Below are 23,222 nucleotides of genomic sequence, written 5' to 3'. Positions count from 1 at the left end.
ACACGACGGCCGGCCCCGCCGGGTGTCGGCGGGACCGGCCGCTGAGGTCGGTTCACCCTCGAGTTCAGGGTGAAGGTGAGGGCGCGGAATCGACGACCGACACGGTCGAGACCGTCCGGGTCTGCCAGTCCGGCATGCCCTCGAACGCCACCGGCTCGTCGTACTCGCCCATCCCCCAGTGAGTCGACTGCAGGATGTAGCCGCGCGCGGTGTCGAGCACGAACTCGACGCGCGCAGCCCCTGCCTCGAAGTGCTGCTCGTACGAGAGCGTCGTGAGCGCACCGTCCGCCGACACCACCTCCACTCCCGGAAGCGACGCGAACGCCCGGAGCATTCCGGCCCGTGCGTCGGCGGACGCGAGGTTGAACGACATCAGATCGCCCAGGGTCTCGATGAAGAAGTGCGCGATGCCGTCCGACTCGCCTTCGGCGCCATACCGCTCCTCGAACCACTCGACGACGCCGTCCGGGTCGGCCGGCATGTCGGCGAAGGTCTCCCGTCCGTCGAGGTGGTATGTCACCGCGTCGCCGTCGCGCCCGCCCTCGACGATCCCGCCCGGGTAGCGCGTGACGCCCGCGAGCCCCGCTGTCGCGGGCGCCATCTCACGTTCCCACGCGCCGGTGGCCACGGACGACAGCGGGCCGGCGGCGTCTGCCACGCGGTACGGATCGCGCTCCCGTACCCAGTCGCCGCCGGAGTCGGCCGGCACGTACACGCTCGACTCGTCCTGGATCAGGAGCACGGCATCCGCGTCCTGACGGTGCGCGTTGTTGAACTCGGCACCGGCGGGCATCTGCTCGTCGTAGGTCGTGGCCCACGTGAATGCGGTCTCCACGCGGGTGTAGCTCCCGGCGGGCACGGGAGTCGCGGCGGCGCGGATGCCGGCGACCGCCGCCTTCTCCAGCACCGTCTGCGCCGCCGATGCCGTGGGCGCCGTCGCGGGCACCATCACCATGCCCACCACGAGCGCCGCGGCAACGCCGCCGGCCAGCGCGGAGCCGCCGATCCACCGGACCGTCCGGCGGCGCCGGGGGCCGGCATCCCTTCGCCCCTCGCGTGCGATCTCGCGCAGCAGGCCGACCCGCACGGCATCGATGCCGGAGTCGGGCACGGACGGGCCATCCGCCCCGATCTCACGCACTCGTTCCATAAGCTCCATCGGTCTCCTCCTTCGCGATCCATGTGAGCCGGACAGACGCGTGCGACCCCGGCGGCGCGAGCTTGCGCCGCACGCGGTTCAGGCGCGACCTCACGGTGCCGACGGGAACGCCGAGGGCGACGGCGATCTCGTCATAGGTGAGATCGGCCCACGCGTACAGCAGCAGGACGTCCCGGTCGCGCGACGCCAGCGCCGCGATGCGCGGCGCGAGGGCGCGGACGGACGCCGAAGCGTCCGCGCGATCGGCAACGGCATCGAGGGCGCCGTCGCTGCTGTGCTCGCCACGCGACGCAGAGGCCTGGAAGGAGCGCCATTGCCGGGCTTCGTCAGCACGGTGCTTCTTGATGACGCGCGAGGCGATCCCGAGCAGCCACGGCCGCGCGGACTCCCACGTCGCGTCGAAGTCGCGGCGGCGACGGAACGCGACGAGCATCGTCTCGCTCAGCACGTCCTCCGCAGCGTCGACGCCCACCCGACGGGCGGCGAACGCACCGACGACACGGGCGTGCCGCTCGAACACCTCCGCGAACGCGGCGGGCTCGACGGCGGAGCGGCGGATGATGTCGCTGTCGGTGCTGACTGGTGGTGTTCGGCTCACATCAGGTATTGCCGGATGCCCCGCCGACGGTTCACGGAATCTCAGACGTCGCTGCGCCTAGAAGTCCTCGTCGAGCGCGTACTGCTGCTGCCAGGTCTGCGGGCGGTCGATCCCCAGTCCGTACAGGTAGCGGATGAGCTGCCCCTGGTGCATCGTCTCGTGCTCCAGCAGCGCGAGGACGTATCGCAGCGAATCCTCGTCGGCGGGATCGATCCCGGCGACCCATTCGTCCACGTCGGCGCCTGTCTGGACGAACGCGGCCCGGACGGCCGCGGCATCCGACGACCCGTCCCGGTCGACGGGGCTTGAGAAGCCTTGCCACTCCCCCGCCCGCGCGGCCTTCGGAAAGCTCACCCGGGCGCCGAGCACGCACCACAGCTGGTGGCCGACGGCGTCGGACGGCAGACCGGGCAGACGCGAGCCCAGGTGCTCGGCGGGAATCGTGTCGACGAAGTCGAGGTACAGCGTATTGGCGCGCTCGAGGCGGCGGCGGAGGAGCTCGTTCACGCGTCCACGCTAGAGGTCGCGCCGCATGAGCACACGTGTGAATCCCGACAGCACCGACGTCGTGTCGACGGCCTTGGTGAAGCCGGCCTGCTCGAACAGGCGACGCGTGCCGACGTAGGCCATGGTCAGGTCGACCTTGGCGCCGTCGTTGTCGACCGGGTAGCCCTCGATCGCGGGTGCTCCCTGCTCGCGGGCGAACTCGACGGCGCCGTCGATGAGCGCATGCATCACGCCCTTCTTCCGGTGGCCGGGCCGGACGCGGAAGCACCACAGCGACCAGACATCCTGATCGTCCACGTGCGGGATCTTGCGGAACGTCGCGAAATGCGTGCGCGTGCGCGGCGCCACCGCCGCCCACCCCACGGGCTCATCGCCGTCGTATGCGAGCACGCCGATCGGTCCCTCCTCGTCCATGAGGCGGCGCACGCGCTCCGCCCGATCCGGACCGCGCAGCGCGTTCGCCTCTTTCGAGGGGATGCGGTAGCTCAGGCAGAAGCACACGCTGGATTGGGGGTTCTTCGGCCCGATCACCGCCGCGACGTCTTCGAACACGGTGGCGGGTCGCACATCGATCGTCATGCGCCCACTATGGCCGAGGCATCCGACACCACACGACAGGCAGACGCTGCGCGACGGCGACCACTCGGACCGGCGCCTAGGCTGACCCCATGGCCACCCCCGACTTCGTCCTCGAACTGCGCCGCCACGTCGGCACCACCGCCCTGCCGCTCGTCGGCGCGACCGCGGTCGTCCTGCGCGGCGACCGCATCCTGCTCGGCCGCCGCAGCGACAACGGAGCGCTCACGCCGATCACCGGCATCGTCGAGCCGGGCGAGGAGCCGGCCGACGCGGCGGTGCGCGAGACGCTCGAAGAGGCGGGCATCGTCTGCCGCGTCGAACGGCTCGCGTGGGTGCACCAGCTGCCGCGCGTCGTCTACCCGCACGGCGACGAGGTGGACTACCTCGACCTGGTGTTCCGCTGCGAGTGGGTGTCGGGCGAACCGTATCCGGCCGACCGCGAGATGGCGGAGGTCGGCTGGTACGACCTCGACGACCTGCCTCCTCTGGAGCTGCCGGACATGTACCGCCGGATCGAGTACGCGCGGGCCGAGGGGCGGGCGCGCTTCGAGGGCGGCCGCTGAGCCTCGGGCGTCGTCAGTCGCCGCGCAGCACGTCCAGCGCGTGGGCGAGATCCGCGGGGTAGTCCGACGTGAAGGTCACCCAGTCGCCGGTCGCCGGGTGCGCGAACGACAGCTCGTGCGCGTGCAGCCACTGGCGGATCAGCCCGAGCCGCGCCGACAGCGTGGGGTCGCCGCCGTAGAGCGGGTCGCCCACGCACGGGTGGCGGTGCGCCGCCATGTGCACCCGGATCTGGTGCGTCCGGCCGGTCTCGAGGTGGATCTCCAGCAGCGCCGCACCCGGGAACGCCTCGAGGGTCTCGTAGTGCGTCACCGAGTCCTTGCCGTCCGGCGTGACGGCGAACTTCCAGGAGTGCGACGGATGCCGGCCGATCGGCGCGTCGATCGTGCCGACGAGCGGGTCCGGGTGCCCCTGCACGACGGCGTGGTAGATCTTCTCGACCTCGCGCTCCTTGAAGGCGCGCTTGAGCGCCACGTACGCGCGCTCGGTCTTGGCGACCACCATGAGGCCGCTCGTGCCGACGTCCAGCCGGTGCACCACGCCCTGCCGCTCGGCAGCGCCGGTCGTCGCGATGCGGTACCCGCCGGCGGCGAGGGCGCCGAGCACCGTGGGGCCCTCCCAGCCGAGCGACGGGTGCGCGGCGACGCCCGAGGGCTTGTCGACCACGACGATGTCGTCGTCGTCGTACACGATGCCCAGGTCCGGCACCTCGACGGGGACGACGCGCGGCTCCTCCTTGGGCGACCACGACACGTCGAGCCACGCGCCGCCGCGCAGCTTGTCGGACTTCGCGAGCGTGCGCCCGTCCATCGTCACGCCGCCGGCGTCCGCGACTTCTGCCGCGAAGGTACGCGAGAACCCGAGCATCTTCGCGAGGGCGGCATCGACGCGGGTGCCGTCGAGCCCGTCCGGGACGGGGAGGCTGCGGGTCTCCACGTCAGAGCTGGGCGCCCGAGCCGGGCCGTCCGGGATCGCGGCCGGATTCCGGGTCCGCCTCGGCGCGCTCCGCCGCGACCTCGGCCTCCGCCTCGACCGCACGCTGCTCGGCGTCCGTCAGGGGCGGCAGCCCGCGCTCCTCGGCGGGGATTCCGGCATCCGGGTCCGCGACCGGGAACTCGTCGCCGAAGCCCTCGACGGCGCCGCCCGGCGCGAACTCGTCGCCGTCGGCGCCGAGGATCGTCTCCTCGCCGCGATCGGCGGTCTGGTCCTGATCGTTCTTGCGGTCACGGTCTCGCGAACCGTCCATGTGCACCCCCACGAGCACGAGTATGGCGACGCCGATCATCATCGTGACGATGAACATGTCGGCGATGTTGTAGATGCCGCCGGGCATCCCCGGGATGAACCACATCCACGGGGTGTCGATGAAGTCGACGACGTGACCGACGCCGAAGCCCGGGTCGCGGAACAGACGGTCGCCGAGGTTGCCGAGCACGCCGCCCAGCAGCAGCCCGAGTGCGACGGCCCACAGCCGGGAGCGCACGCGCCGCGCTGCCAGCCATGCGATCACGACGGCGACGGCCGCCAGCGCGATCGTGAAGATCCAGGTGGCCCCGGCGCCCAGCGAGAACGCCGCGCCGGAGTTGCGGGTCAGGTAGAAGATCAGGAAGTCGCCGATGACGCGCACCGGCTCCTGGTACGGCAGGTTCTGGAGAGCGAAGTGCTTCGCCAACTGGTCGGCGGCCAGCACCGTCAGCGCGAGGATCGCGATGATGGTGCCGGCCGCCGCCCGACGAAGGGGTGCTCGGCCCGACAAGGGTTAGAGGCCCAGCGACGACACCGGCTGAGCGCCGGAGCTCGTCGCCGTGGTCTCGAGGTCGCGCAGCTTGCCCTCGATGTAGCTGCGCAGCTGAGCGCGGTAGTCGCGCTCGAAGTTGCGGAGCTCGGTGATCTTGCTCTCCAGGCCGACACGCTCGCGGTCGAGCTTTGCAAGCTCTTCGCGCCCGCGGGTCTCGGCGTCCGAGACGATGCTGGCGGCCTGCGCCTTGGCCTCGGAGATGAGCTGGTCGCGCTGCGCGACACCCTCGGCGACGTGCTCGTCGTGCAGGCGCTGCGCCAGCTCGATGATGCCCGCGCTCGCGGCGGGGGCGGCACCGGTGACCGGGGCTGCCTCGACGACCGGTGCGGGGGCGGGCTCGGCCGCGCGCGCCGGCGCGGCACCCGACTCGTACGCCGCCAGCTTCGCCTTCAGCTCCTCGTTCTCGGCGAGGGCCTTGCGCCACTCGACGACGATCTCGTCGAGGAAGTCGTCCACCTCGTCGGGGTCGAAGCCCTCCTTGAAGCGGACGTGCTGGAACTGCTTGGTGACGACGTCATCGGGGGACAAAGCCATGGTGATTCCTCTTTCGAGCGTCTGGGCCGATGTCGGTAAGGCCGCCGGTCGGCGGCCTTTCGTATCAGCAAAGCATAGCCGCGGGTCCTGAGACTGTCGAAGGACGACCGCTCTCAGGCGACTCCCGGGGAAACGACCCGATCAGCCTGCGAGGGCCCTGGTGATGCTCAGCAGCACGAAGCACAGGAGCATCGTCAGGGCGAACCCGAAGTCGATCGCGATCGCGCCGATGCGCAGTGGCGGGATGAACCGGCGGAACAGCTTGATGGGCGGGTCGGTGACCGTGTAGACGATCTCGGCGGCGACGAGGCCGGCGCCGTGCGGTCGCCATTCACGGTTGAAGAACGGGATCCAGTCCAGGATCAGCCGCGCGAGCAGCACGAAGACGTACAGGAGCAGCGCGAGGTTGAGGATCGCTGCGATGAGTGAGACGACTGCCACGTAGCCAGATTACGGCTGCGCGAACGGAACCGAGTCCGGGTCGGCCTGTGCGACCGCCCCGTCACCCGACACCGCGACGTTCTCGGGCGACAGCAGGAACACCTTGCTGGTGACCCGCTCGATGCGTCCGTAGAGCCCGAGCGACAGCCCGCTGGCGAAGTCGATCAGGCGGCGCGCGTCGGCGTCGCTCATCTGCGAGAGGTTGATGATGACGGGGATGCCGTCACGGAAGTTCTCAGCGATGACCTGGGCATCCCGGTACTGCTTGGGGTGGACCGTCAGGATCTCGTTGATGGCCGCCGGGGCGGGCTGACGCACGACGGTGGGGCGATGGATCGGGGTCACGGGGGCTGCCGCCTTCTCTACGACCTTCTCGGAGGTGCGGGCACGGGGCTGGGGCGCCGGCTCTTCGTAGACTTCTTCCTCGTCGGCGAGGCCCAGGTACACCATGGTCTTCTTGAGCGGGTTCGACATCGCATCCTCCGTAGTGCTCATCTGTTCCGAGGTTAACCGCGTTCAGGCCGGGGCCCGGTGATTGCCGACCCGATGCGTAGGTGTGTCGCGCCGGCCGCGATGGCCTCCGCGAAGTCGGCGGTCATGCCCGCCGAGATCCACGACGCCGCCGGGACGACGCTCCGCAGCGCCTCCGAACAGCCCCGCAGGCGCGCGAACGCCGGCGCGGGAGGCTCGTCGAGCGGGGCGACCGCCATGACACCCCTCACCCGGAGCGACGAGAGCGCTGCGACGTGCTCGGCGAGGGACACGACCTGGTCGGGATCGACGCCGCCACGCCCGGGATCGTCGGTGAGGTTCACCTGCAGCAGCACGTCGAGGGCGGGATCGCCCGGTTCGGCGGCACCGTGCAGCGCGTCGGCGAGCCGGGCGCGGTCGAGCGAGTGGACGACGGATGCTGCCGACCGGATCGCGCGCGCCTTGTTGGTCTGCGCCTGCCCGATGAAGTGCCAGCGCAGGCCGGGGCTGTCGCCGATCTCGCCGACCTTGCGGCTGAGCTCCTGCTGGCGGTTCTCGCCGACGTCGCGCACGCCGAGGCCGTACAGCTCGTCGACGAGCGACGCCGGATGGAACTTGGTCACCACGATGCGGGTGAGCTCGGACGGATCGCGGCCGACCGCGCGTGCGGCATCCGCGATCCGCCCGTCCACCTCCGCGAGGCGGTCTGCGAGCGACACTTACTTCAGGAAGTCGGGGATGTCGAGGTCGTCGTCGCTGAACGCCGAGTCGTACGAGGACTCGGTGACGGCACCGACGCTCACCGGCACGGCCGGCTGCTCGACGACATCGCGGTCCTTGGCGGCCTCTTCGGCGGGCGTCACCGGAAGTGCGGGCGTCGAGACGACCCGCGCGGCCGTGATCGGCTCGATGCGGGCCTGCGGCTCGCCGCCGTCGAAGCCCGCCGCGATCACGGTGACGCGCACCTCGTCGCCGAGGGTGTCGTCGATGACCGTGCCGAAGATGATGTTCGCTTCGGGGTGCGCGGCCTCCTTGACGAGCTGCGCGGCGTCGTTGATCTCGAAGATGCCGAGGTTCGACCCGCCCTGGATCGACAGCAGCACGCCGTGCGCGCCCTCGATCGACGCCTCGAGCAGCGGCGACTCGACGGCGAGCTCGGCGGCCTTGATGGCGCGATCCGCCCCCCGTGCCGAGCCGATGCCCATGAGGGCGGAGCCCGCTCCCTGCATGACGGACTTGACGTCCGCGAAGTCGAGGTTGATGAGACCCGGCGTCGTGATGAGGTCCGTGATGCCCTGCACACCGGCGAGCAGCACCTGGTCGGCCGTGGCGAACGCCTCGATCATCGAGATGCCCCGGTCGCTGATCTCGAGCAGCCGGTCGTTCGGCACCACGATGAGAGTGTCGACCTCTTCCTTGAGGCGCGCGACGCCGGACTCCGCCTGCTGCTGGCGACGGCGGCCCTCGAACGAGAACGGCTTGGTCACGACACCGATGGTCAGCGCGCCGATCGACTTGGCGATCTTGGCGACCACTGGCGCGCCGCCCGTGCCGGTCCCGCCGCCTTCGCCCGCCGTGACGAAGACCATGTCGGCGCCGCGCAGCGCCTCTTCGATCTCTTCGGCGTGGTCCTCGGCGGCACGACGACCCACTTCGGGATCGGCGCCGGCGCCGAGCCCTCGGGTGAGCTCGCGTCCGACGTCGAGCTTGACGTCCGCATCGCTCATGAGCAGCGCCTGGGCATCGGTGTTGATCGCGATGAACTCGACGCCGCGCAGGCCGAGCTCGATCATGCGGTTCACCGCGTTGACACCGCCGCCGCCGACGCCGACGACCTTGATCACGGCGAGGTAGTTCTGGTTCTGGCTCATGCCGGCCCCCTGGCTTGTAAACCTTCAACCTCTAGTAGAGGTATAAAGAATTGCCCGGTATGCAATTCCGATGTCTCGAAAGTAAGCGGATGCCGCGCCGCAGCCTGCAACGAGTCGGCGTGTCGCGTCAACCTGTGCGCGAATTGCCCGCTGTGCGTCAGCGCACGACGACGGCTTCGGGCGACGACACGTCGTACGTGTAGACGTCGGCCGGCGGCTTTCCGGCCATCGTCTTCTGCAGCACCATCGCCTTCAGGGCCGACTGCTCGGCGCTCCCCCACACCACCTGGGTGTTCGTGCCGCCGAGCGTGAGCGTGACGTCGTCGGGGGTGGATGCCGACACCGCCGTCACCTGTGAACGGATGTCGTCGGGCAGAGACCTCATCACCTGGCCGGCCGCCGCGAACGCGTCGGAGTCCACGCCACCCGTGATGGTGAGGACGGGGACGCCGGCGGTCGGCGTGGCCGTCGTCGACAGCGCGACTCCCGCGGCGTCGACGAGCGTGTAGCCGGCACGCGTCTCGATGAGCCCGACCGGCGTCCGCTCCACGATGCGGATCACGAGCTCATGCGGCGGCCGCGCTTCGAGCGCGTACGTCTCCACGAGAGGGAACGCCACCAGCGCCTTCTTCACGGCGCTCTCGTCGACGAGCGGCAGCGGTGTGCCGAGCTGACCCGACAGGGCAGCGGCGACATCCGCCTCGTTCAGCTGCTGCGCCCCCACCACCGAGATCTTCTCCACGCCGAACAGCGGGCTGTACGCGGCGCCGATGGTGCCCAGAGCGAGCAGGAAGAGGGATGCCGCAGCCCCGAGCCACAGCGCGCGCCGCCGTCGCTGGCGCACCGTGAACCGGCGCACCTCGGCGCGCAGCGCCTTGCGGCGGGCGCGTGCGGCCTTGAGCACCTCGCGGAATCCCACCTCGTCGGCGACGCCGTCCGCCGTGTCGGGCCCGGAGGTCGCCGGGACGCCGTCGTCGCGTGTGCCCTCCTCGTCGCGCGCGCCGGGTGCGAGCGGGATGACGGTCCCAGCATCCCGATCGGCGACGGCGTCCGCCGGCCCCGACGCCGCGCGCGCACCGGTGGCCGCCCCGCCGCGCGGTGCGACGGGCGACTGCGGCAGCGGCGACGGACGACGCATGCGGCCCCTACTCCCCCGGCGCCGGCACCGCCGGCGCATCGGTGCGGGCGAGCGCGTCGAGCACCTGCGGGATGATGAGGTAGACGTTGCCGCAGCCGAGCGTGATGACGTAGTCGCCCTCGCGCGCGACGGTCGCGGTGTAGTCGGCGGCCTGCTGCCAGTCGGCGACGTAGTGCACGTGCGACGGATCGGCGAAGGCGCCGCTGACGAGCTCGCCAGTGACGCCGGGCACGGGGTCCTCACGCGCGCCGTAGACGTCGAGCATCACGGTGTGGTCGGCGTAGCGTTCGAGCACGTCCGCGAACTCGCGGTACATCTCCTGCGTGCGCGAGTAGGTGTGGGGCTGCTGGATCGCGATGATCCGGCCGTCGCCGACAACGGTGCGGGCGGCCGCGAGAGCGGCGGCGACCTCCGTCGGGTGGTGCGCGTAGTCGTCGAAGACGCTGACGCCGCGCTCGACGCCGTGCAGCTCGAAGCGGCGGATGGTGCCGGCGAACCCCTCGACCGCGCGGACGGCGGGCTCGAGGTCGTGGCCGAGCGTCAGCAGGACGGCGACGGCTCCCGCCGCGTTGATCGCGTTGTGCGCGCCCGGGATGGGCAGCCGCGCGCCGACGGTCACGCCCTGGTACGTCACCGAGAACGAGACCGGGCCGTCCGTGACGATGTCGCCCACGCGGACCACGGCGTCCGCGGCCTCGCCGAAGGTCACGACATGCGGATGGCTCAGCTGCTGGGCCACCCGCTGGGCGCCGGCGTCGTCGGACGAGATCACGACGGCTTCGCGCGCCTCGTTCGCGAACCGCGCGAACGCGTCGTAGAACGCGTCGCGCGTGCCCCAGTGGTCGAGATGGTCGGGGTCGACGTTCGTGATGAGGGCGATCGACGTGTCGTACAGCAGGAACGTGCCGTCGGACTCGTCGGCCTCGATGACGAACACGTCGTCCGAGCCGGTGCCGCTGGAGACGCCGAGCTGTGCGATCACGCCGCCGTTGACGAACGTCGGATCCACGCCGAGGTCCCTGAGCGCGGTGACCAGCATGCCGGTGGAGGTCGTCTTGCCGTGCGCGCCGGCCACCGACACCAGCCGGCGCCCGCCGATGAGCCAGTGCAGCGCCTGCGAACGGTGGATCACGTGGAGCCCGCGCTCCTTCGCCAGGACGAACTCGGGGTTCTCGGGCCAGATCGCACCGGTGTGGATCACGGTGTCGACGTCGTCGGCGAGGTTGGCGGCGTCGTGGCCGACGTGGACCGTCGCGCCGAGCGCTGCGAGGTCCCGCAGCGCGGCGCTGTCTGCGCGGTCGGAGCCCGACACGCGGACGCCGAGCTCGAGGAACATGCGGGCGAGCCCCGACATGCCGGATCCGCCGATCCCGATGAAGTGGGCGGCGGTGATGTCGTCGGGAATGGGAAGACTGAGATCGGGTCTGATCATGACCCGTCAATCCTAAGTTGGCGACGGGATGCCGCGGCCCCGGCACGCCCGGCGACCCCCGGTGGCGGCATCCATTCTGTATTGACACATTGGTACATAACGGGTACAAACGGGGTTGTGGACCGCACGACCCTCTCGTTCAACATCGCCTTCATGGCGATCAGCGCCGTCGTCCTGCTCGTGCTGCTCGCGGCGATGACCGGGCGCGCGTCGTCCTACCGACGGGCCGACGCCATGTCTCGACGCCTGCGGCTGCCCTACGGGACCGCCGCCACGCGCGACGTGATCGCCGCCCGGACCCGACGGGGCACCACGTGGTCCCTCGCGACGGCGCTCGTCGGACTGTGCGGGGCCGCACCCCTGCTGATGACGCCGCTCGGCACTGAGACCTACTTCCTCCTCATCGCGGTGGTGCCGTGCATCCTGCTGCCGACCGCTGCGGCGCACGTCTTCCTCAATCTGCGCGAGCGCCTCTTCCACCCCGCGCCGCATGTTCCGCGGATCGCCCGGCTCACCCGCATGCGCACCCGCGACTACCTCGGTCCCGCCGGGCTCCGCGCACCATGGGTGCTGGCGGCCCTCCTCGTCGTCACCGTGGTCGCCGACGTCGCCACGCGATCGACAGCGTCCGAGAGCGCCGCGCAGACGTCTGTCGTCGCATTCAGCGTGGTCGCAACAGTCGCCGTTGCGCTGCAGTGCGCTCGCCCGCTCCTCGATCGTCTCGTGCTCGACCGACCGCAGCCGGCGGCGGACACCCTGGAGCTCGCGTGGGACGACGCGTTCCGCACCGAGACCCTGCGCAGCCTGGCACTCGTGACCTGCCAGGTCACCGCTCTCGCGCTCAGTCTCGGCGTGATCATCCTGGCGAGCCCGGGCACGCTGTGGGCGGCGCTCGCGACGCAGCTTCCCACCTGGGCGGTGATCGCGCCGCAGTTCATCTACCTCGGATGGAACGGCCAGCGCCCCCTTCGGCCCGCACTCTATCCGGAGTGGCTGCGCACCCCGGTCCCGGCAGCCGATCCCGAAGGGAGCCCCGCATGATCGTCATCGACCCCGCCTCGCCCGTCCCGCCGTTCGAGCAGCTCCGTGCGGGGCTCGTGGATGCCGTCGCGTCGGGCGAGCTCGGCGCGGGCGAGCGGCTCCCCACGGTGCGCCGCCTCGCCGAGGACCTGGGCGTCGCGCCGGGGACCGTGGCGCGCGCCTATCGCGAGCTCGAGACCGCCGGCATCATCGAGACCCGCGGCCGCAACGGGACGTTCGTCGCCTTCGACGCCGACCCCGCGCGCCAGCAGCTCCAGCGTGCGGCCGCCGCCTTCGCGACACAGGTGCGCGATCTGCGGCTCGACACCGACGAGGCTCTGGCGATCGTCGCGGCCGCGCTGCGCTCATCCGGGACGGCGACCGCGTAGCGCGCAAGAGGTGGTCCTGGGCTCCATCGGCTGCCGAGATCAGGAGATCCGGCGAGGACAGGACGATTTCGCCGGGATTCGCCTGTTCTCGCCAGATCTCCTGATCTGGGAGAGCCCGATCAACTCCGCAGCGCCTCGTCGATCATGGCGACGACGTTGTCGGTGCCGTTCTTGATGCCGACGGATGCCGCGGCCTGCGCCATCGCGGCGCGCCGGGGCTCGTCGGCGAGCAGCGGGACGACCTCCGCGCGCACGAGCTCCGCCGTGAAGTCGGCGTCGGGAAGCAGCTGAGCGGCTCCGGCGCGGACCGCGGACGACGCGTTGAGCGCCTGCTCGCCGTTGCCCACGGCGTACGGCACGTACACCGTCGGGATGCCCAGGGCACTGATCTCGCTGACCGTCGCGGCGCCCGCCCGCGAGACCACCACGTCCGCCAGCGCGAACGCCAGGTCCATGCGGTCGAGGTAGCGGACCACGGCGTAGCCGGGCGCTCCGGGGTCGGGCAGGTCCGAACGCTCCCCCGTCGCGTGCAGCAGTTGCCAGCCGGCGTCGAGCACGTCGCGCCAGGCCGCACCGTGGCCCTCGCCGAACGCCTCGTTGAGGCGCTGAGCACCCAGGGAGCCGCCGAACACCAGCAGCACAGGCTTCGACGCGTCCAGGCCGAAGTAGGCGGCCGCCTCGGCGCGGAGCGCGGCACGGTCGAGCGTGACGATCTCGTCGCGCAGCGGCATCCCCACCACGCGCGAGCCCTTGAGCGGCGTCCCTTCGAATGCGACGCCGACACCCGCGGCGCGGCGCGCGCCCAGCACGTTCGCGAGTCCCGGGCGCGCGTTCGCCTCGTGCACGACGAACGGCACGCGCTCCCGGCGCGCGGCGACGTAGGCGGGAGCCGAGGCGTAGCCGCCGAAGCCGACGACGACGTCGACACGACGCTCCACGATGTGGCGACGGACCTGCCCGATCGCGCGCTGGAACCGCGAGGGGAACGCCGCGGCCGCACCGTTCGGGCGACGCGGAAAGGGCACCTTGTCGACGAACAGCAGCTCGTAGCCGCGCTCCGGTACCAGGCGGGCCTCGAGGCCCTCGCGCGTGCCGAGCACGAGCACGTCGGCCTCGGAGTCGCGGGCGCGCAGTGCGTCCGCAACGGCCAGCAGGGGGTTGACGTGGCCGGCGGTGCCACCGCCCGCGAGGAGATACGTCGTCACTCCCCGAGCCTACCGGGCGGGTCGCCCGGGTTCGGGGCGGGCGATGCCCGTTCGGGGCGTACCGCCTGTGCCGGACGCGCGACACGCGCCCGGACCGGGATGCGAATGCGGGTCAGCGGACCGCGCGCAGCTTCGCCCGTTCGCGCGCGGCGCGGGCCTCGGCGATCTTCGCCTCGCGGCGCGCGACGGATTCCGGCAGCGAACGCGCGAACGCGAGGAGCACACCGCACGCGACGAGCACGGACAGCAGCGACGTACCGCCCTGCGACATGAACGGCAGCGGGACGCCCAGCACCGGGAACACGCGCAGCACGACGCCGACGTTGATGAGCGCCTGGCCGACGATCCAGACCGTGATGCCGCCGGCCGCGATGCGCACGAACGGGTCGTCGGTCTTGCGGATGATGTGGAACGCACCCACCGCGAACAGGGCGAACAGCGCGAGCACCACCGCGCAGCCGATGAGGCCGAGCTCCTCACCGACGATCGCGAAGATGTAGTCGTTGGCGGCCGCGGGCAGCCAGTCGTACTTCTCGCGCGAGTTGCCGAGCCCCAGCCCGAACAGCCCGCCGCTCGCGAGGCCCCAGATGCCGTGCAACGGCTGGTAGCAGTCGTTGTAGTAGTCGGCGAGGCAGTTCGGGTTCAAGAAGCTCATGAACCGGCGCATGCGGTCGGGGCTGGTCACCGCCAGCACGGCGACCGCACCGGCGGCGAAGATCGCCGGGAGCACGAAGATGCGCAGCCTGACGCCCGAGAAGAACAGGGCGCCGAGCACGATGAGCACGAGGATCATCGCGGTGCCGAGGTCCTCGCCCGCGAGCACGGTGGCGATCGCGAACCCGGCCACTGGAACCAGCGGGATGAACACGTGCTGCCACTTCGTCAGCAGCGTCCGCTTGCGGAAGAGCACGTACGCCACCCAGAGGGCCAGCCCGAGCTTGAGGAACTCCGACGGCTGCGCCTGGAAGCCGGCGATCGTGATCCAGTTGCGGTTGCCGTCGGCGGAGTGACCGAGAGGCGTGAAGACGAGCAGCTGGAAGGCGACGCCGAAGATGAGTGCCGGCCACGCCATCTTCTTGAAGAACGAGATGGGCAGTCGGCTCGCGATGAACATGAGCGGAAGCGCGATCGCGGCGAACGCCGCCTGCTTGATCACGTCCTCCCAGGGCGCCTCACCGCGCGAAGCCGCGATCGCGGAGGTCGCCGACAGCACCATCACGAGGCCGAAGGCGGTCAGCAGCAGCGCCGTGGAGGCGATCAGCAGGAACTCGCTCGGCACCGGGGCGAACACCCGCCCGAGCGACACCCGTGCGGCGAGCCCGCGCTTGGCCGGCTTGTCCGCGGCCCCCTCCTCGGAGGCCTTCGCGGCCCTGGGCCGCCGCGGAGTGCTCTTAGACGGCGCCTCGACGGGTGTCGTCGGCGCCGTGTCAGTCCGCGTCCGGCTGGGCGGGGTCGGCCGGGTCGCCCGGACCCGAGGCGGCTCTGTCGTCGTCACCCGGGGCCTCCGTTCCGATCCGTTCCCTCACCGCCGCCGCGAATCGGCGACCGCGGTCCGCATACGATGCGAACTGATCGAAGGATGCCGCAGCGGGAGCGAGCAGAACCACGTCCCCGTCACGCGCCACCCCTGCCGCCAGCTCGACGACATGCGCCATGACCTCTTCAGTCTCGACGGCCTCGACCTCGAACACGGGCACCGCCGGCGCGTGTCGCTCGAACGCGGCGACCACGGCGGAGCGATCCGCGCCGATGACGATGGCGGCCTTGGCGGCTGCGCCGCGTCCGGCGACGAGCTCCGAGATGTCCACGCCCTTGAGCAGTCCGCCGACGACCCAGACCGCACCCGGGTAGGCGGCGAGAGATGAGGCGGCCGCGTGCGGGTTGGTGGCCTTGGAGTCGTCGACCCATGTGATGCCCTCGTGGCGCGCCACGATCTCGATGCGGTGCGGATCGAGGCGGAACCCGCGCAGCGCGTCGCGGATCGCCGCCGGGGGGACGTCGAGCGAGCGCGCGAGGGCAGCCGCGGCGAGGATGTTGGCGACGATGTGGGGCGCACCGAGCCCGAGGGAGGACAGCTCCTCGACGGTGGTGAGCTCCAGCGCGCTCTTGTGGCGGTCGTCCAGGAACGCCCGGTCGACGAGGATGCCCTCGACGACCCCGAGGTCGCTCGGCCCGGGGATCCCCAGATCGAAGCCGATGGCGCGTGCGCCCTCGACCACTTCAGCGTCCTCGACCATGGCCTGAGTGGCGGCATCGGCCTTGTTGTACACGCACGCGATCCGCGTGCTGTCGTACACGTGCGCCTTCGCCGCCCGGTACTCCTCGAACGATCCGTGCCATTCGAGGTGGTCGTCGGCGAGGTTGAGGCACACGGCGGCGTGCGGCGAGAGCGGCTCGGGCGAGTCCTGCAGTCCCAGGTACCAGAGCTGATGGCTCGACAGCTCGACGACGAGCGCGTCGAAGCCGGACGGGTCGCGCACCGCGTCGAGGACAGGCGTGCCGATGTTGCCGACGGGCGCCGCGCGCAGTCCGCCGGCGACGAGCATCGTCGCCGTCAGCCGCGTGGTCGTGGTCTTGCCGTTCGTGCCGGTGATGAGCACCCAGTCCGCGGGGGTGCCGTCGGCCCGGACGACCTTGTCGCGCACGCGCCACGCGAGCTCGACGTCACCCCACAGTGCGATGTCGCTCTCGCGCGCCCAGACGACGACGGGATGCCGCGGCGCGAACCCCGGCGAGGCCACGACGACCTCGGGGGCGAACTCGACGAGCTCGGCGGGCACGGCGTCCAGGGGGCCGGTCCACAGTCGCGCGCCGATGACCGGCAGCAGGCGTGCGTACTCCTCGTCGGCCTTCTCGGTTACGACGAGCACCTCCGCGCCCAGCTCCGTGAGCGTGTCGGCGACCGAGAACCCGGTGACAGACAGGCCGAGCACGGCGACTCGAAGGCCCTTCCAGTCGGCGTTCCAGCTGGTGAGGGCGCGCAGGCGGTCGGAGGTCATGTGCGGGAGAGCCATTCGACGTAGAAGAATCCGATGCCCGAGACGGCGAGGAGGCCGGCGATGATCCACATCCGTACGACGATCGTCACCTCGGACCAGCCGCGCATCTCGAGATGGTGGTGGAACGGGCTCATGAGGAACAGGCGCTTGCCGCGCGTGATCTTGAAGTAGAGCCGCTGCAGGATGACCGAGCCCGGGCCGATGATGAACACGCCTGCGACGAGCACCGCGAGCAGTTCGGTGCGGGTGAGGATCGCCATCGCGGCGATGACGCCGCCGATCGACATCGAGCCCACATCGCCCATGAAGACCTTCGCCTTGGGCGCGTTCCACCACAGGAATCCGACGAGGGCACCCACGAAGGACGCCGAGATGATCGCCAGGTCGAACGGGTCGCGCGTCGGGTAGCACGCCATCTGCGCGCCCGACGAGAGGTCGCTGCCACCCCAGCACGCCTGGTTGAACTGCCAGAACGCGATGAGGCTGTACGCCCCGGTGACGAAGATGCCCGAGCCGGCGGCGAGGCCGTCCAGGCCGTCGGTGACGTTGGTGCTGTTCGAGAACGCCACGCCGATGAACGACACCCACGCGAGGTAGAGCAGCCAGCCGAGCACGGCGCCGAGCGCCATGAACGACAGCGGCTGGATGTCGCGGAACATCGAGATGAAGGGCGACGCGGGCGTCTGCCCGTACAGGTTGGGGAAGTTCAGGGCGACGATGCCGAACGGCACGGTGACGATGATCTGCCCGACGACCTTGCGCCACCCGCTCAGGCCCATGAAGCGCTGCTGGCGCACCTTCATGTAGTCGTCGATGAATCCGACGACGCCGAGGCCCACCATCATCCAGATGACGAGCAGGCCAGAGATCGTAGGCGGGTTGTTGCCCGTGTAGCAGCCGACCAGATAGCCGACGATGGTGCCGACGATGAAGATCGTGCCGCCCATGGTCGGCGTGCCGCGCTTGGTCTGGTGATTGGGATTGCGGATGTCCTCGGGCGTGCGGATCACCTGCGCCCACCCCCACTTGCGGAACAGCCGCAGGAAGACGGGCGTGAGGAAGAGCGTGAAGGCCAGCGAGATCGCCGCCGCGGTCAGGAGAGATCTCACGAGAACGATTCTCCCAGACGATCGCCCAGGAACCGGAGCCCTGCGGAGTTCGAGGACTTGACCAGCACGCGGTCACCGTCGCGCAGCTCGCCCTGCAGGTAGTCGAACGCCTCGTCGGCGGTCGAGAAGAACACGGCCTCGTTGTCCCACGAACCCTGCGCGACCGCTTCGAGGTACATGCGGCGGGCGCCGTCTCCGACCACGACGATGCGCTGGATGCCCAGGCGCACCGCGAGCAGGCCGACGCGGTCGTGCTCCTCTTCGGAGTACTCGCCGAGTTCGCTCATCGCGCCGAGGACGGCGACGGTGCGCTCCTCGGGCGCGGTGATCTGAGCCAGCGTGCGCAGGGCGGCGGCCATGGAGTCAGGGCTCGCGTTGTACGCGTCGTTGATGATCCGCACCCGGTCCGATCCCAGCGGCTGCATGCGCCAGCGCTCGGCGATCTCGACCGTCTCCAGGCGCGCGACGGCGTCGGCGAGGCTCACGCCCAGCGTCGTCGCGGCGGCGATCGCGGCCAGCGCGTTCATGACGTGGTGCTCGCCGAGGACCTTGAGGCGGAGCGGGACGGACTCACCGTCGGCCGTGACGGTGAAGGACGTGCCGGATGCCGTCACGACGACATCGTCCGCGCGCACCTCGGCCTCCGGCCCGCGCCCGAACCACCGGACGCTCGCACCGTGCTCGCCCGCGATGGGCGCCATCGCGGCCACGCGGGCGTCGTCGGCGTTGAGCACCGCCACTCCCCCGGGTCGCAGCGCCTTGACCAGCTCGGACTTGGCGTGGAACGTCCCCTCGATGCCGCCGAATCCGCCGGCGTGGGCCATGCCCACCATCAGCACGACGCCGACGTCGGGGTCGACGAGCCCGGCGAGCCGGGCGATCGCGCCGGGCGCGCTGGCGCCGAACTCGCTCACGAGGAACCGCGTCGTGGCGGTGACCCGCAGCATCGTGAGCGGGGCGCCGACCTCGTTGTTGAACGACGCCTTCGGGGCGACGGTCTCGCCCTCGCCCTCGAGGATGCGCGCGAGGAGGTTCTTCGTGGTGGTCTTGCCGTTGGAACCGGTGATGCCGACCACGCGGAGGTCGCCGGCATCCCGCACCGTCTTCACGACCGCGCGCGCGAGGTCCGCGAGGGCCGCCACGGCGTCCTCGACGACGATCTGCGTGATGGATGCCACCACCCGGCGCTCGACGATCGCCACGGCTGCGCCGGCGGCGACGGCGGCGTCGACGAACAGGTGCCCGTCCGTGGCCTCGCCGGGCTTGGCGACGAAGATCCCGCCCGCGGCGATGAGCCGCGAGTCGGTGTCGACGGCGCCGGAGACGACGGTGTCGGGCGTGTCGTCCCCGGCGAGGAAGGCCTCGCCCGAGACGGCATGCGCAAGCTGTGCGATGGTGAGCGCGATCATGTGGCGGTACTCCGGGCCGTAGGCGGCTATCCAGTACTGGGGGAACTACCCGAACTTGGGCAGCAGCACCGGCGACGTCGTCGAGGGCATGACGCGGTAGGTCTTGAGAACCTGGGTCATGGCCTTCTGGAACGCGGTCGCGTTGGCCGCAGACGATGTTACCTTCGTCGGCTCGTCGAGCGTGACGACGACCACGTACTCGGGGTCGTCGGCGGGGGCGAAGCCGACCATCGTCGTGTAGTAGACGCCCTGCTTGTAGTGGCCGTTGCCGTCGCTCTTCTCGCCCGTGCCCGTCTTGCCGCCGATGCGGTAGCCGGGGATCTCGACCGCCTTGGCGTAGTTCGCCTGCAGGAAGACGTTCTCGAGCATCTGGCGCATCTGCGCCGACGTGCTCTCGCTGATGACGCGTTCCGGCTCGGCGACCTCGGGCTTCACCACGGTGCCGTCGGGCTTCGTGCACGACTCGACGATCTGCAGCGGCATCCTGACGCCGCCGTCGACGATCGCGCCGTACGCGCGGGCGAGCTCGGGCATGGTCGTCGTGACGCCCTGTCCGAACGCCGTGTTGTAGGTCGTCTGTGCGCCCCACTCGTCTGCGGGGTAGAGCAGACCGTTCGCCTCGAGCGGGTACCCGGTGCCGGTGCCCTCGCCGATGCCGAAGCGCTTGAAGTAGTCGTAGCGGGTCTGCTTGTCGACCTTCTCGCTGAACTTCGAGATGCCCGCGTTCGAAGAGTCGATGAGCACGCCGGTGAGCGTGTAGTCGTAGGCGGGGTGCTGGAACGAGTCGCGCACACGCACCCCCCCGGGGAAGTTCTCCAGGCCGGACGCCGTGACGGTCGACTCGGGCGTCTGGCCGCCGGCGTCGATCACCGTCGCCGCGGTGAGGCCCTTGAATGTGGAACCGGGTTCGAACGTGCCCCGCAGGATCTCGCTCGTGCGGTCCTCTTTGTCGGTCGCGTCCACGTTGTTGGGGTCGACGGTCGGGTACTCGGCTGCGGCCCGCACCTTGCCCGTCTTGACCTCGTAGACGAGGATCGCGCCGTGCTGGGCGACCATGTTCTGCGTCTGCTCCGCGATGAGCTGCTGCAGATACCACTGCAGGTCGCGATCGATGGTCAGCTGGAGCGTCCCGCCGTCGGTCGCCGCATCCTCTTTCTCGGTGCCGGGGATGATGACGCCGTCCTTGCCCTGCTCGTACGTCAGCTCGCCGTTCTCGGCCGCGAGGCAGGAGTTCTCGGACTGCTCCAGCCCTTCGAGCGCCTGGCCGTCTGTGCCCATGAAACCGAGCAGGTTGCCGGCCACCGCCCCGTCCGGGTACGTGCGAGCGGGGTGCTCCTGACAGTGCAGGTACGGAACCTTGAGGTCCGCGAGGGCGCGGAACTGCTCGGTCGAGAGGCCGTTCTTGAGCTTCGCGTACTGCGTCGTGGAGTTCTCGGCCAGCGCGTCGCCGACGATCTGGCGCACCTCTTCCGGCGTCTGGCCGGTGATGGCGGCGACGTCGTCCGACACGTCGGCCCACAGGCGCGCCTTTGACTTCTTCTCCAGCACCGCCGTGTCGATCTGCGTGATGAGGAGCGGGTCGACCTGGCAGTCGTACTGCAGGATGCTGCCCGCCAGGACCTGCCCGTTGGTGTCGACGATCGCGCCGCGCGTGCCGTACAGCTTCTCTTTGCCGGCGAACGCCACATTCAGCGAGTCCTGGACGTGCTCGTCGGCGTTGACGACCTGGATGTCGACGAGGCGGACGACGAACCCGGCGAGCACCGCGAGGACGACTCCGAGGGCCACGACAGTGCGGCGGCGGGGGCTTCTCGTGCTTCGTGTCGTCATCTGCTTCTCGTGCTTCGCGTCGTCTCAGTGTGTGCTCGGCCTAGTGTGTGCTCGGGGTCGGCAGTCCGTCGGTCATGGGCGGCGGTGTGTTGCCGACTCCGCCGTCGACCGGGTCGGCCACCTCGACCGGCAGACCGCCGATGGTCGCGTCGGGGACGGTGACCAGCGGCGTCTCGGTGATGAGCGCGTTGGCGACCGACCCGCGGCCGATCGCGTCGACCGACGACGCACCCATCGCGACCTCGGACGGGCCGAGGATCGCCCCGTCGCTGAGACGGAGATAGCTCGGAGCCTCGTTGATCACCATGCCCAGCGCCGCCGCGTTCGCGGCGAGGTACTGCGGCGAGCTGAGGCCCGCGACGTCGTCGTAGAGGATCTGCTTCTGGTACGTGAGGTCGCGCTGCTGCTGAGTGAGCGTCGACAGCTCATAGGTGCCCTGCGTCGTCATGAGCGAGAGCGACATCTGCGCGGCGGCGATGAGGAAGGCCCCTGCGACCGCGACGATGCCGTACAGCAGCTTCGGACGGCGCCGGCGGGCGGGCGCGTCGACGATCCGCAGGCGCCGGCGCGGGGCATCCGCCCGATCAGGCGCCGCAGTGCGCCGCGGCAGTCCCTGCGCGCTCAGCGCGGTGGTGCTCATACGTCCTCCCTCACCCGCTCGGCGGCGCGCAGCCGCACGGGCGTCGCACGCGGGTTGACCGCGCGCTCCTCGTCGCTGGCGAGCTCGGCTCCCTTGACGAGCAGTCGGAATCGGGGGGCGTGTTCGGGCAGCTCGACCGGCAGTCCGGCCGGAGCCGTCGACGCCGAGGCTTCGGCCAGGGCGCGCTTGACGAGCCGGTCTTCGAGCGACTGGTACGACAGCACGACGATGCGGCCGCCGACCGGAAGGATGCCGAGGGCCGAGGGCACCGCGCGGTCGAGGACCGACAGCTCGCGGTTGACCTCGATGCGCAGCGCCTGGAAGACGCGCTTGGCAGGGTGGCCCGTCCGCTGCGCGGCGGCGGGTGTCGCGGCCTGCAGGATCTCGACGAGGCGCCCGGAGCGCTCGATCGGCGCCTCGGCGCGCGCGGCGATGATGGCCCGTGCATAGCGCCCGGCGAGCTTCTCCTCGCCGTAGCGCTCGAAGATCCGCCGCAGGTCGCCCTCGCCGTAGGTGGCGAGGACGTCGGCGGCGGTCGTGCCTGCCGACTGGTCCATCCGCATGTCGAGGGGCGCATCCTGCGCGTAGGCGAAACCGCGGTCGGCGACGTCCAGCTGCAGGGACGAGACGCCGAGATCGAACAGGATGCCGTCGGCGTGCGCGAAGCCGGCCGACGTGACGGCATCCGCGATCCCGTCGTAGACGGTGTGGACGAGGGTCACGCGGTCACCGAAGGGCGCCAGACGCTCCCCCGCGATGCGCAGCGCGTCGGTGTCGCGGTCGAGCCCGACCAGACGCAGCCCCGGGAACCGCTGGAGGAACGCCTCTGAGTGGCCGCCCATGCCGAGCGTCGCGTCGACGAAGACGGCGCCCTCGCGCTGCAGGGCGGGAGCGAGCAGCTCGATGCAGCGCTCGAGCATGACCGGGGTGTGGATGTCGCGAAGGTTCATGATGTGCCGGTTCTGCTGTTCGTCGTCCCCCGGTCCTGATCCCCATCCGCTCTGACCTGGCACCGGGGAAGTGTGTCAGGGCGGGAGCGGCTGGGAGTCGGGGCCTGGGGCGTCAGAACAGTCCCGGGATCACCTCCTGCTCCAGCTCGGCGTAGCTCTCTTCGTTGGCCTCTGCGTAGGAGTTCCACGCGTCGGCGTTCCAGATCTCGGCGTGGGCGCCCACGCCGGTGACGACGAGTTCGCGTTCCAGGCCGGCGTAAGCGCGCAGCGGAGGGGGGATGGTGATGCGGTTCTGGCTGTCGGGCTTCTCGGCGCTCGCGCCCGAGAGGAACATGCGCAGGAAGTCCCGCGCCTGCTTGTTCGCGAGCGGCGCCTCGCGGATGCGCTCGTGCACCCGCTCGAACTCCGCCTCGCTGAAGACGTACAGGCAGCGATCCTGCCCGCGCGTCACGACGACACCCCCACCAAGGTCGTCGCGGAACTTCGCCGGGAGGATGACGCGACCTTTGTCATCGAGCTTGGGAGTGTGCGTGCCCAACAGCATCGGTACATCACACCCCCTTCATCCGGCCCCCCGGGTGC

At 70.7% G+C, this 23,222-nt stretch carries 24 protein-coding genes and 1 pseudogene; 3 read left to right on the top strand and 22 right to left on the bottom strand.

Annotation, left to right across the window (positions count from 1 at the left end; all coding sequences use genetic code 11):
* Positions 1–64: 64 nt before the first annotated feature.
* From FB391_RS06155 to FB391_RS06140, 4 genes are read right to left on the bottom strand one after another with little or no spacing between them, the layout of a single operon-like run.
* The gene (locus FB391_RS06155) at positions 65–1,111 is read right to left on the bottom strand and encodes a hypothetical protein (RefSeq protein WP_141893500.1); all 1,047 of its coding nucleotides are present in this window, start codon (positions 1,109–1,111) and stop codon (positions 65–67) included.
* A gap of 22 nt (positions 1,112–1,133) precedes the next feature.
* Positions 1,134–1,757 carry an RNA polymerase sigma factor gene (locus tag FB391_RS06150; protein ID WP_141893499.1) on the bottom strand — a complete coding sequence of 208 codons (624 nt, stop codon included), beginning with the start codon at positions 1,755–1,757 and terminating at the stop codon, positions 1,134–1,136.
* Positions 1,758–1,814: 57 nt separating this feature from the next.
* Positions 1,815–2,264 (bottom strand): DinB family protein, encoded by a 450-nt coding sequence (locus FB391_RS06145; protein ID WP_141893498.1) that lies wholly within the window; start codon positions 2,262–2,264, stop codon positions 1,815–1,817.
* 9 nt (positions 2,265–2,273) lie between these two features.
* The gene (locus tag FB391_RS06140; RefSeq protein WP_141893497.1) at positions 2,274–2,843 is read right to left on the bottom strand and encodes a GNAT family N-acetyltransferase; all 570 of its coding nucleotides are present in this window, start codon (positions 2,841–2,843) and stop codon (positions 2,274–2,276) included.
* Between the two features lie 89 nt (positions 2,844–2,932).
* On the opposite strand from FB391_RS06140, the gene FB391_RS06135 reads away from it, so the two are divergent.
* Positions 2,933–3,406, top strand: a complete 474-nt coding sequence (locus FB391_RS06135) for an NUDIX hydrolase (RefSeq protein WP_141893496.1) — start codon at positions 2,933–2,935, stop codon at positions 3,404–3,406.
* Positions 3,407–3,419: 13 nt separating this feature from the next.
* Here the strand turns inward: FB391_RS06135 and FB391_RS06130 are convergent, their stop codons facing one another.
* The 9 genes and pseudogenes from FB391_RS06130 to murC all read right to left on the bottom strand — a co-directional run bounded on the left by FB391_RS06130 (position 3,420) and on the right by murC (position 11,089).
* Positions 3,420–4,340 carry an RluA family pseudouridine synthase gene (locus tag FB391_RS06130; protein ID WP_141893495.1) on the bottom strand — a complete coding sequence of 307 codons (921 nt, stop codon included), beginning with the start codon at positions 4,338–4,340 and terminating at the stop codon, positions 3,420–3,422.
* Between the two features lie 250 nt (positions 4,341–4,590).
* Positions 4,591–5,160, bottom strand: a pseudogene (gene lspA, locus FB391_RS06125) (signal peptidase II); the annotation flags it as partial.
* A 3-nt stretch (positions 5,161–5,163) separates the two neighbouring features.
* Complete coding sequence (locus FB391_RS06120) at positions 5,164–5,736, bottom strand: DivIVA domain-containing protein (protein ID WP_141893494.1); 573 nt, start codon at positions 5,734–5,736, stop codon at positions 5,164–5,166.
* 141 nt (positions 5,737–5,877) lie between these two features.
* Positions 5,878–6,177, bottom strand: a complete 300-nt coding sequence (locus tag FB391_RS06115) for a YggT family protein (RefSeq protein WP_141893493.1) — start codon at positions 6,175–6,177, stop codon at positions 5,878–5,880.
* Between the two features lie 9 nt (positions 6,178–6,186).
* Positions 6,187–6,651 carry a cell division protein SepF gene (locus tag FB391_RS06110; RefSeq protein WP_141893681.1) on the bottom strand — a complete coding sequence of 155 codons (465 nt, stop codon included), beginning with the start codon at positions 6,649–6,651 and terminating at the stop codon, positions 6,187–6,189.
* 32 nt (positions 6,652–6,683) lie between these two features.
* Positions 6,684–7,367: a YggS family pyridoxal phosphate-dependent enzyme gene (locus FB391_RS06105; protein ID WP_141893492.1), complete on the bottom strand. Its 684-nt coding sequence runs from the start codon at positions 7,365–7,367 to the stop codon at positions 6,684–6,686.
* Complete coding sequence (gene ftsZ / locus FB391_RS06100; RefSeq protein WP_141893491.1) at positions 7,368–8,519, bottom strand: cell division protein FtsZ; 1,152 nt, start codon at positions 8,517–8,519, stop codon at positions 7,368–7,370.
* A 157-nt stretch (positions 8,520–8,676) separates the two neighbouring features.
* Complete coding sequence (locus tag FB391_RS06095; protein ID WP_141893490.1) at positions 8,677–9,657, bottom strand: FtsQ-type POTRA domain-containing protein; 981 nt, start codon at positions 9,655–9,657, stop codon at positions 8,677–8,679.
* 7 nt (positions 9,658–9,664) lie between these two features.
* On the bottom strand, positions 9,665–11,089 hold the full coding sequence (murC, locus tag FB391_RS06090; protein ID WP_141893489.1) for a UDP-N-acetylmuramate--L-alanine ligase: 1,425 nt from the start codon (positions 11,087–11,089) through the stop codon (positions 9,665–9,667).
* Between the two features lie 117 nt (positions 11,090–11,206).
* Here murC and FB391_RS06085 point away from each other — a divergent pair, with 117 nt between their 5' ends.
* Positions 11,207–12,130: a hypothetical protein gene (locus tag FB391_RS06085; RefSeq protein ID WP_141893488.1), complete on the top strand. Its 924-nt coding sequence runs from the start codon at positions 11,207–11,209 to the stop codon at positions 12,128–12,130.
* Positions 12,127–12,498 (top strand): GntR family transcriptional regulator, encoded by a 372-nt coding sequence (locus FB391_RS06080; protein ID WP_141893487.1) that lies wholly within the window; start codon positions 12,127–12,129, stop codon positions 12,496–12,498. Before FB391_RS06085 ends, FB391_RS06080 begins: the two co-directional genes overlap by 4 nt.
* Positions 12,499–12,617: 119 nt before the next feature.
* Here the strand turns inward: FB391_RS06080 and FB391_RS06075 are convergent, their stop codons facing one another.
* From FB391_RS06075 to mraZ, 9 genes are all read right to left on the bottom strand, one after another.
* Positions 12,618–13,703, bottom strand: coding sequence for a UDP-N-acetylglucosamine--N-acetylmuramyl-(pentapeptide) pyrophosphoryl-undecaprenol N-acetylglucosamine transferase (locus FB391_RS06075; RefSeq protein ID WP_141893486.1), 1,086 nt, complete (start codon positions 13,701–13,703; stop codon positions 12,618–12,620).
* A 112-nt stretch (positions 13,704–13,815) separates the two neighbouring features.
* Complete coding sequence (gene ftsW, locus FB391_RS06070; protein ID WP_141893485.1) at positions 13,816–15,009, bottom strand: putative lipid II flippase FtsW; 1,194 nt, start codon at positions 15,007–15,009, stop codon at positions 13,816–13,818.
* Positions 15,010–15,130: 121 nt separating this feature from the next.
* Positions 15,131–16,702 carry a UDP-N-acetylmuramoyl-L-alanine--D-glutamate ligase gene (gene murD / locus FB391_RS06065; protein ID WP_141893484.1) on the bottom strand — a complete coding sequence of 524 codons (1,572 nt, stop codon included), beginning with the start codon at positions 16,700–16,702 and terminating at the stop codon, positions 15,131–15,133.
* On the bottom strand, positions 16,699–17,811 hold the full coding sequence (gene mraY, locus FB391_RS06060) for a phospho-N-acetylmuramoyl-pentapeptide-transferase (RefSeq protein ID WP_141893483.1): 1,113 nt from the start codon (positions 17,809–17,811) through the stop codon (positions 16,699–16,701). The genes murD and mraY overlap by 4 nt, the downstream gene beginning before the upstream one ends.
* Positions 17,808–19,220: a UDP-N-acetylmuramoyl-tripeptide--D-alanyl-D-alanine ligase gene (locus FB391_RS06055; protein WP_141893482.1), complete on the bottom strand. Its 1,413-nt coding sequence runs from the start codon at positions 19,218–19,220 to the stop codon at positions 17,808–17,810. The genes mraY and FB391_RS06055 overlap by 4 nt, the downstream gene beginning before the upstream one ends.
* A gap of 45 nt (positions 19,221–19,265) precedes the next feature.
* Positions 19,266–21,050, bottom strand: coding sequence for a peptidoglycan D,D-transpeptidase FtsI family protein (locus tag FB391_RS06050; RefSeq protein ID WP_141893481.1), 1,785 nt, complete (start codon positions 21,048–21,050; stop codon positions 19,266–19,268).
* Positions 21,051–21,090: 40 nt separating this feature from the next.
* Positions 21,091–21,690 (bottom strand): cell division protein FtsL, encoded by a 600-nt coding sequence (ftsL, locus tag FB391_RS06045; protein ID WP_141893480.1) that lies wholly within the window; start codon positions 21,688–21,690, stop codon positions 21,091–21,093.
* Positions 21,687–22,640 carry a 16S rRNA (cytosine(1402)-N(4))-methyltransferase RsmH gene (rsmH, locus tag FB391_RS06040; RefSeq protein ID WP_141893479.1) on the bottom strand — a complete coding sequence of 318 codons (954 nt, stop codon included), beginning with the start codon at positions 22,638–22,640 and terminating at the stop codon, positions 21,687–21,689. Before rsmH ends, ftsL begins: the two co-directional genes overlap by 4 nt.
* Positions 22,641–22,752: 112 nt before the next feature.
* A complete protein-coding gene (mraZ, locus tag FB391_RS06035; protein WP_141893478.1) occupies positions 22,753–23,184 on the bottom strand; it encodes a division/cell wall cluster transcriptional repressor MraZ in 432 nt (143 codons plus the stop codon).
* Positions 23,185–23,222: the final 38 nt, after the last annotated feature.

The sequence above is a fragment of the Microbacterium kyungheense genome (assembly GCF_006783905.1).
GTDB lineage: Bacteria > Actinomycetota > Actinomycetes > Actinomycetales > Microbacteriaceae > Microbacterium > Microbacterium kyungheense.
The sequence above is the reverse complement of the archived record's forward strand: the minus strand, read 5'-3'. Positions and strand labels throughout refer to the sequence as shown.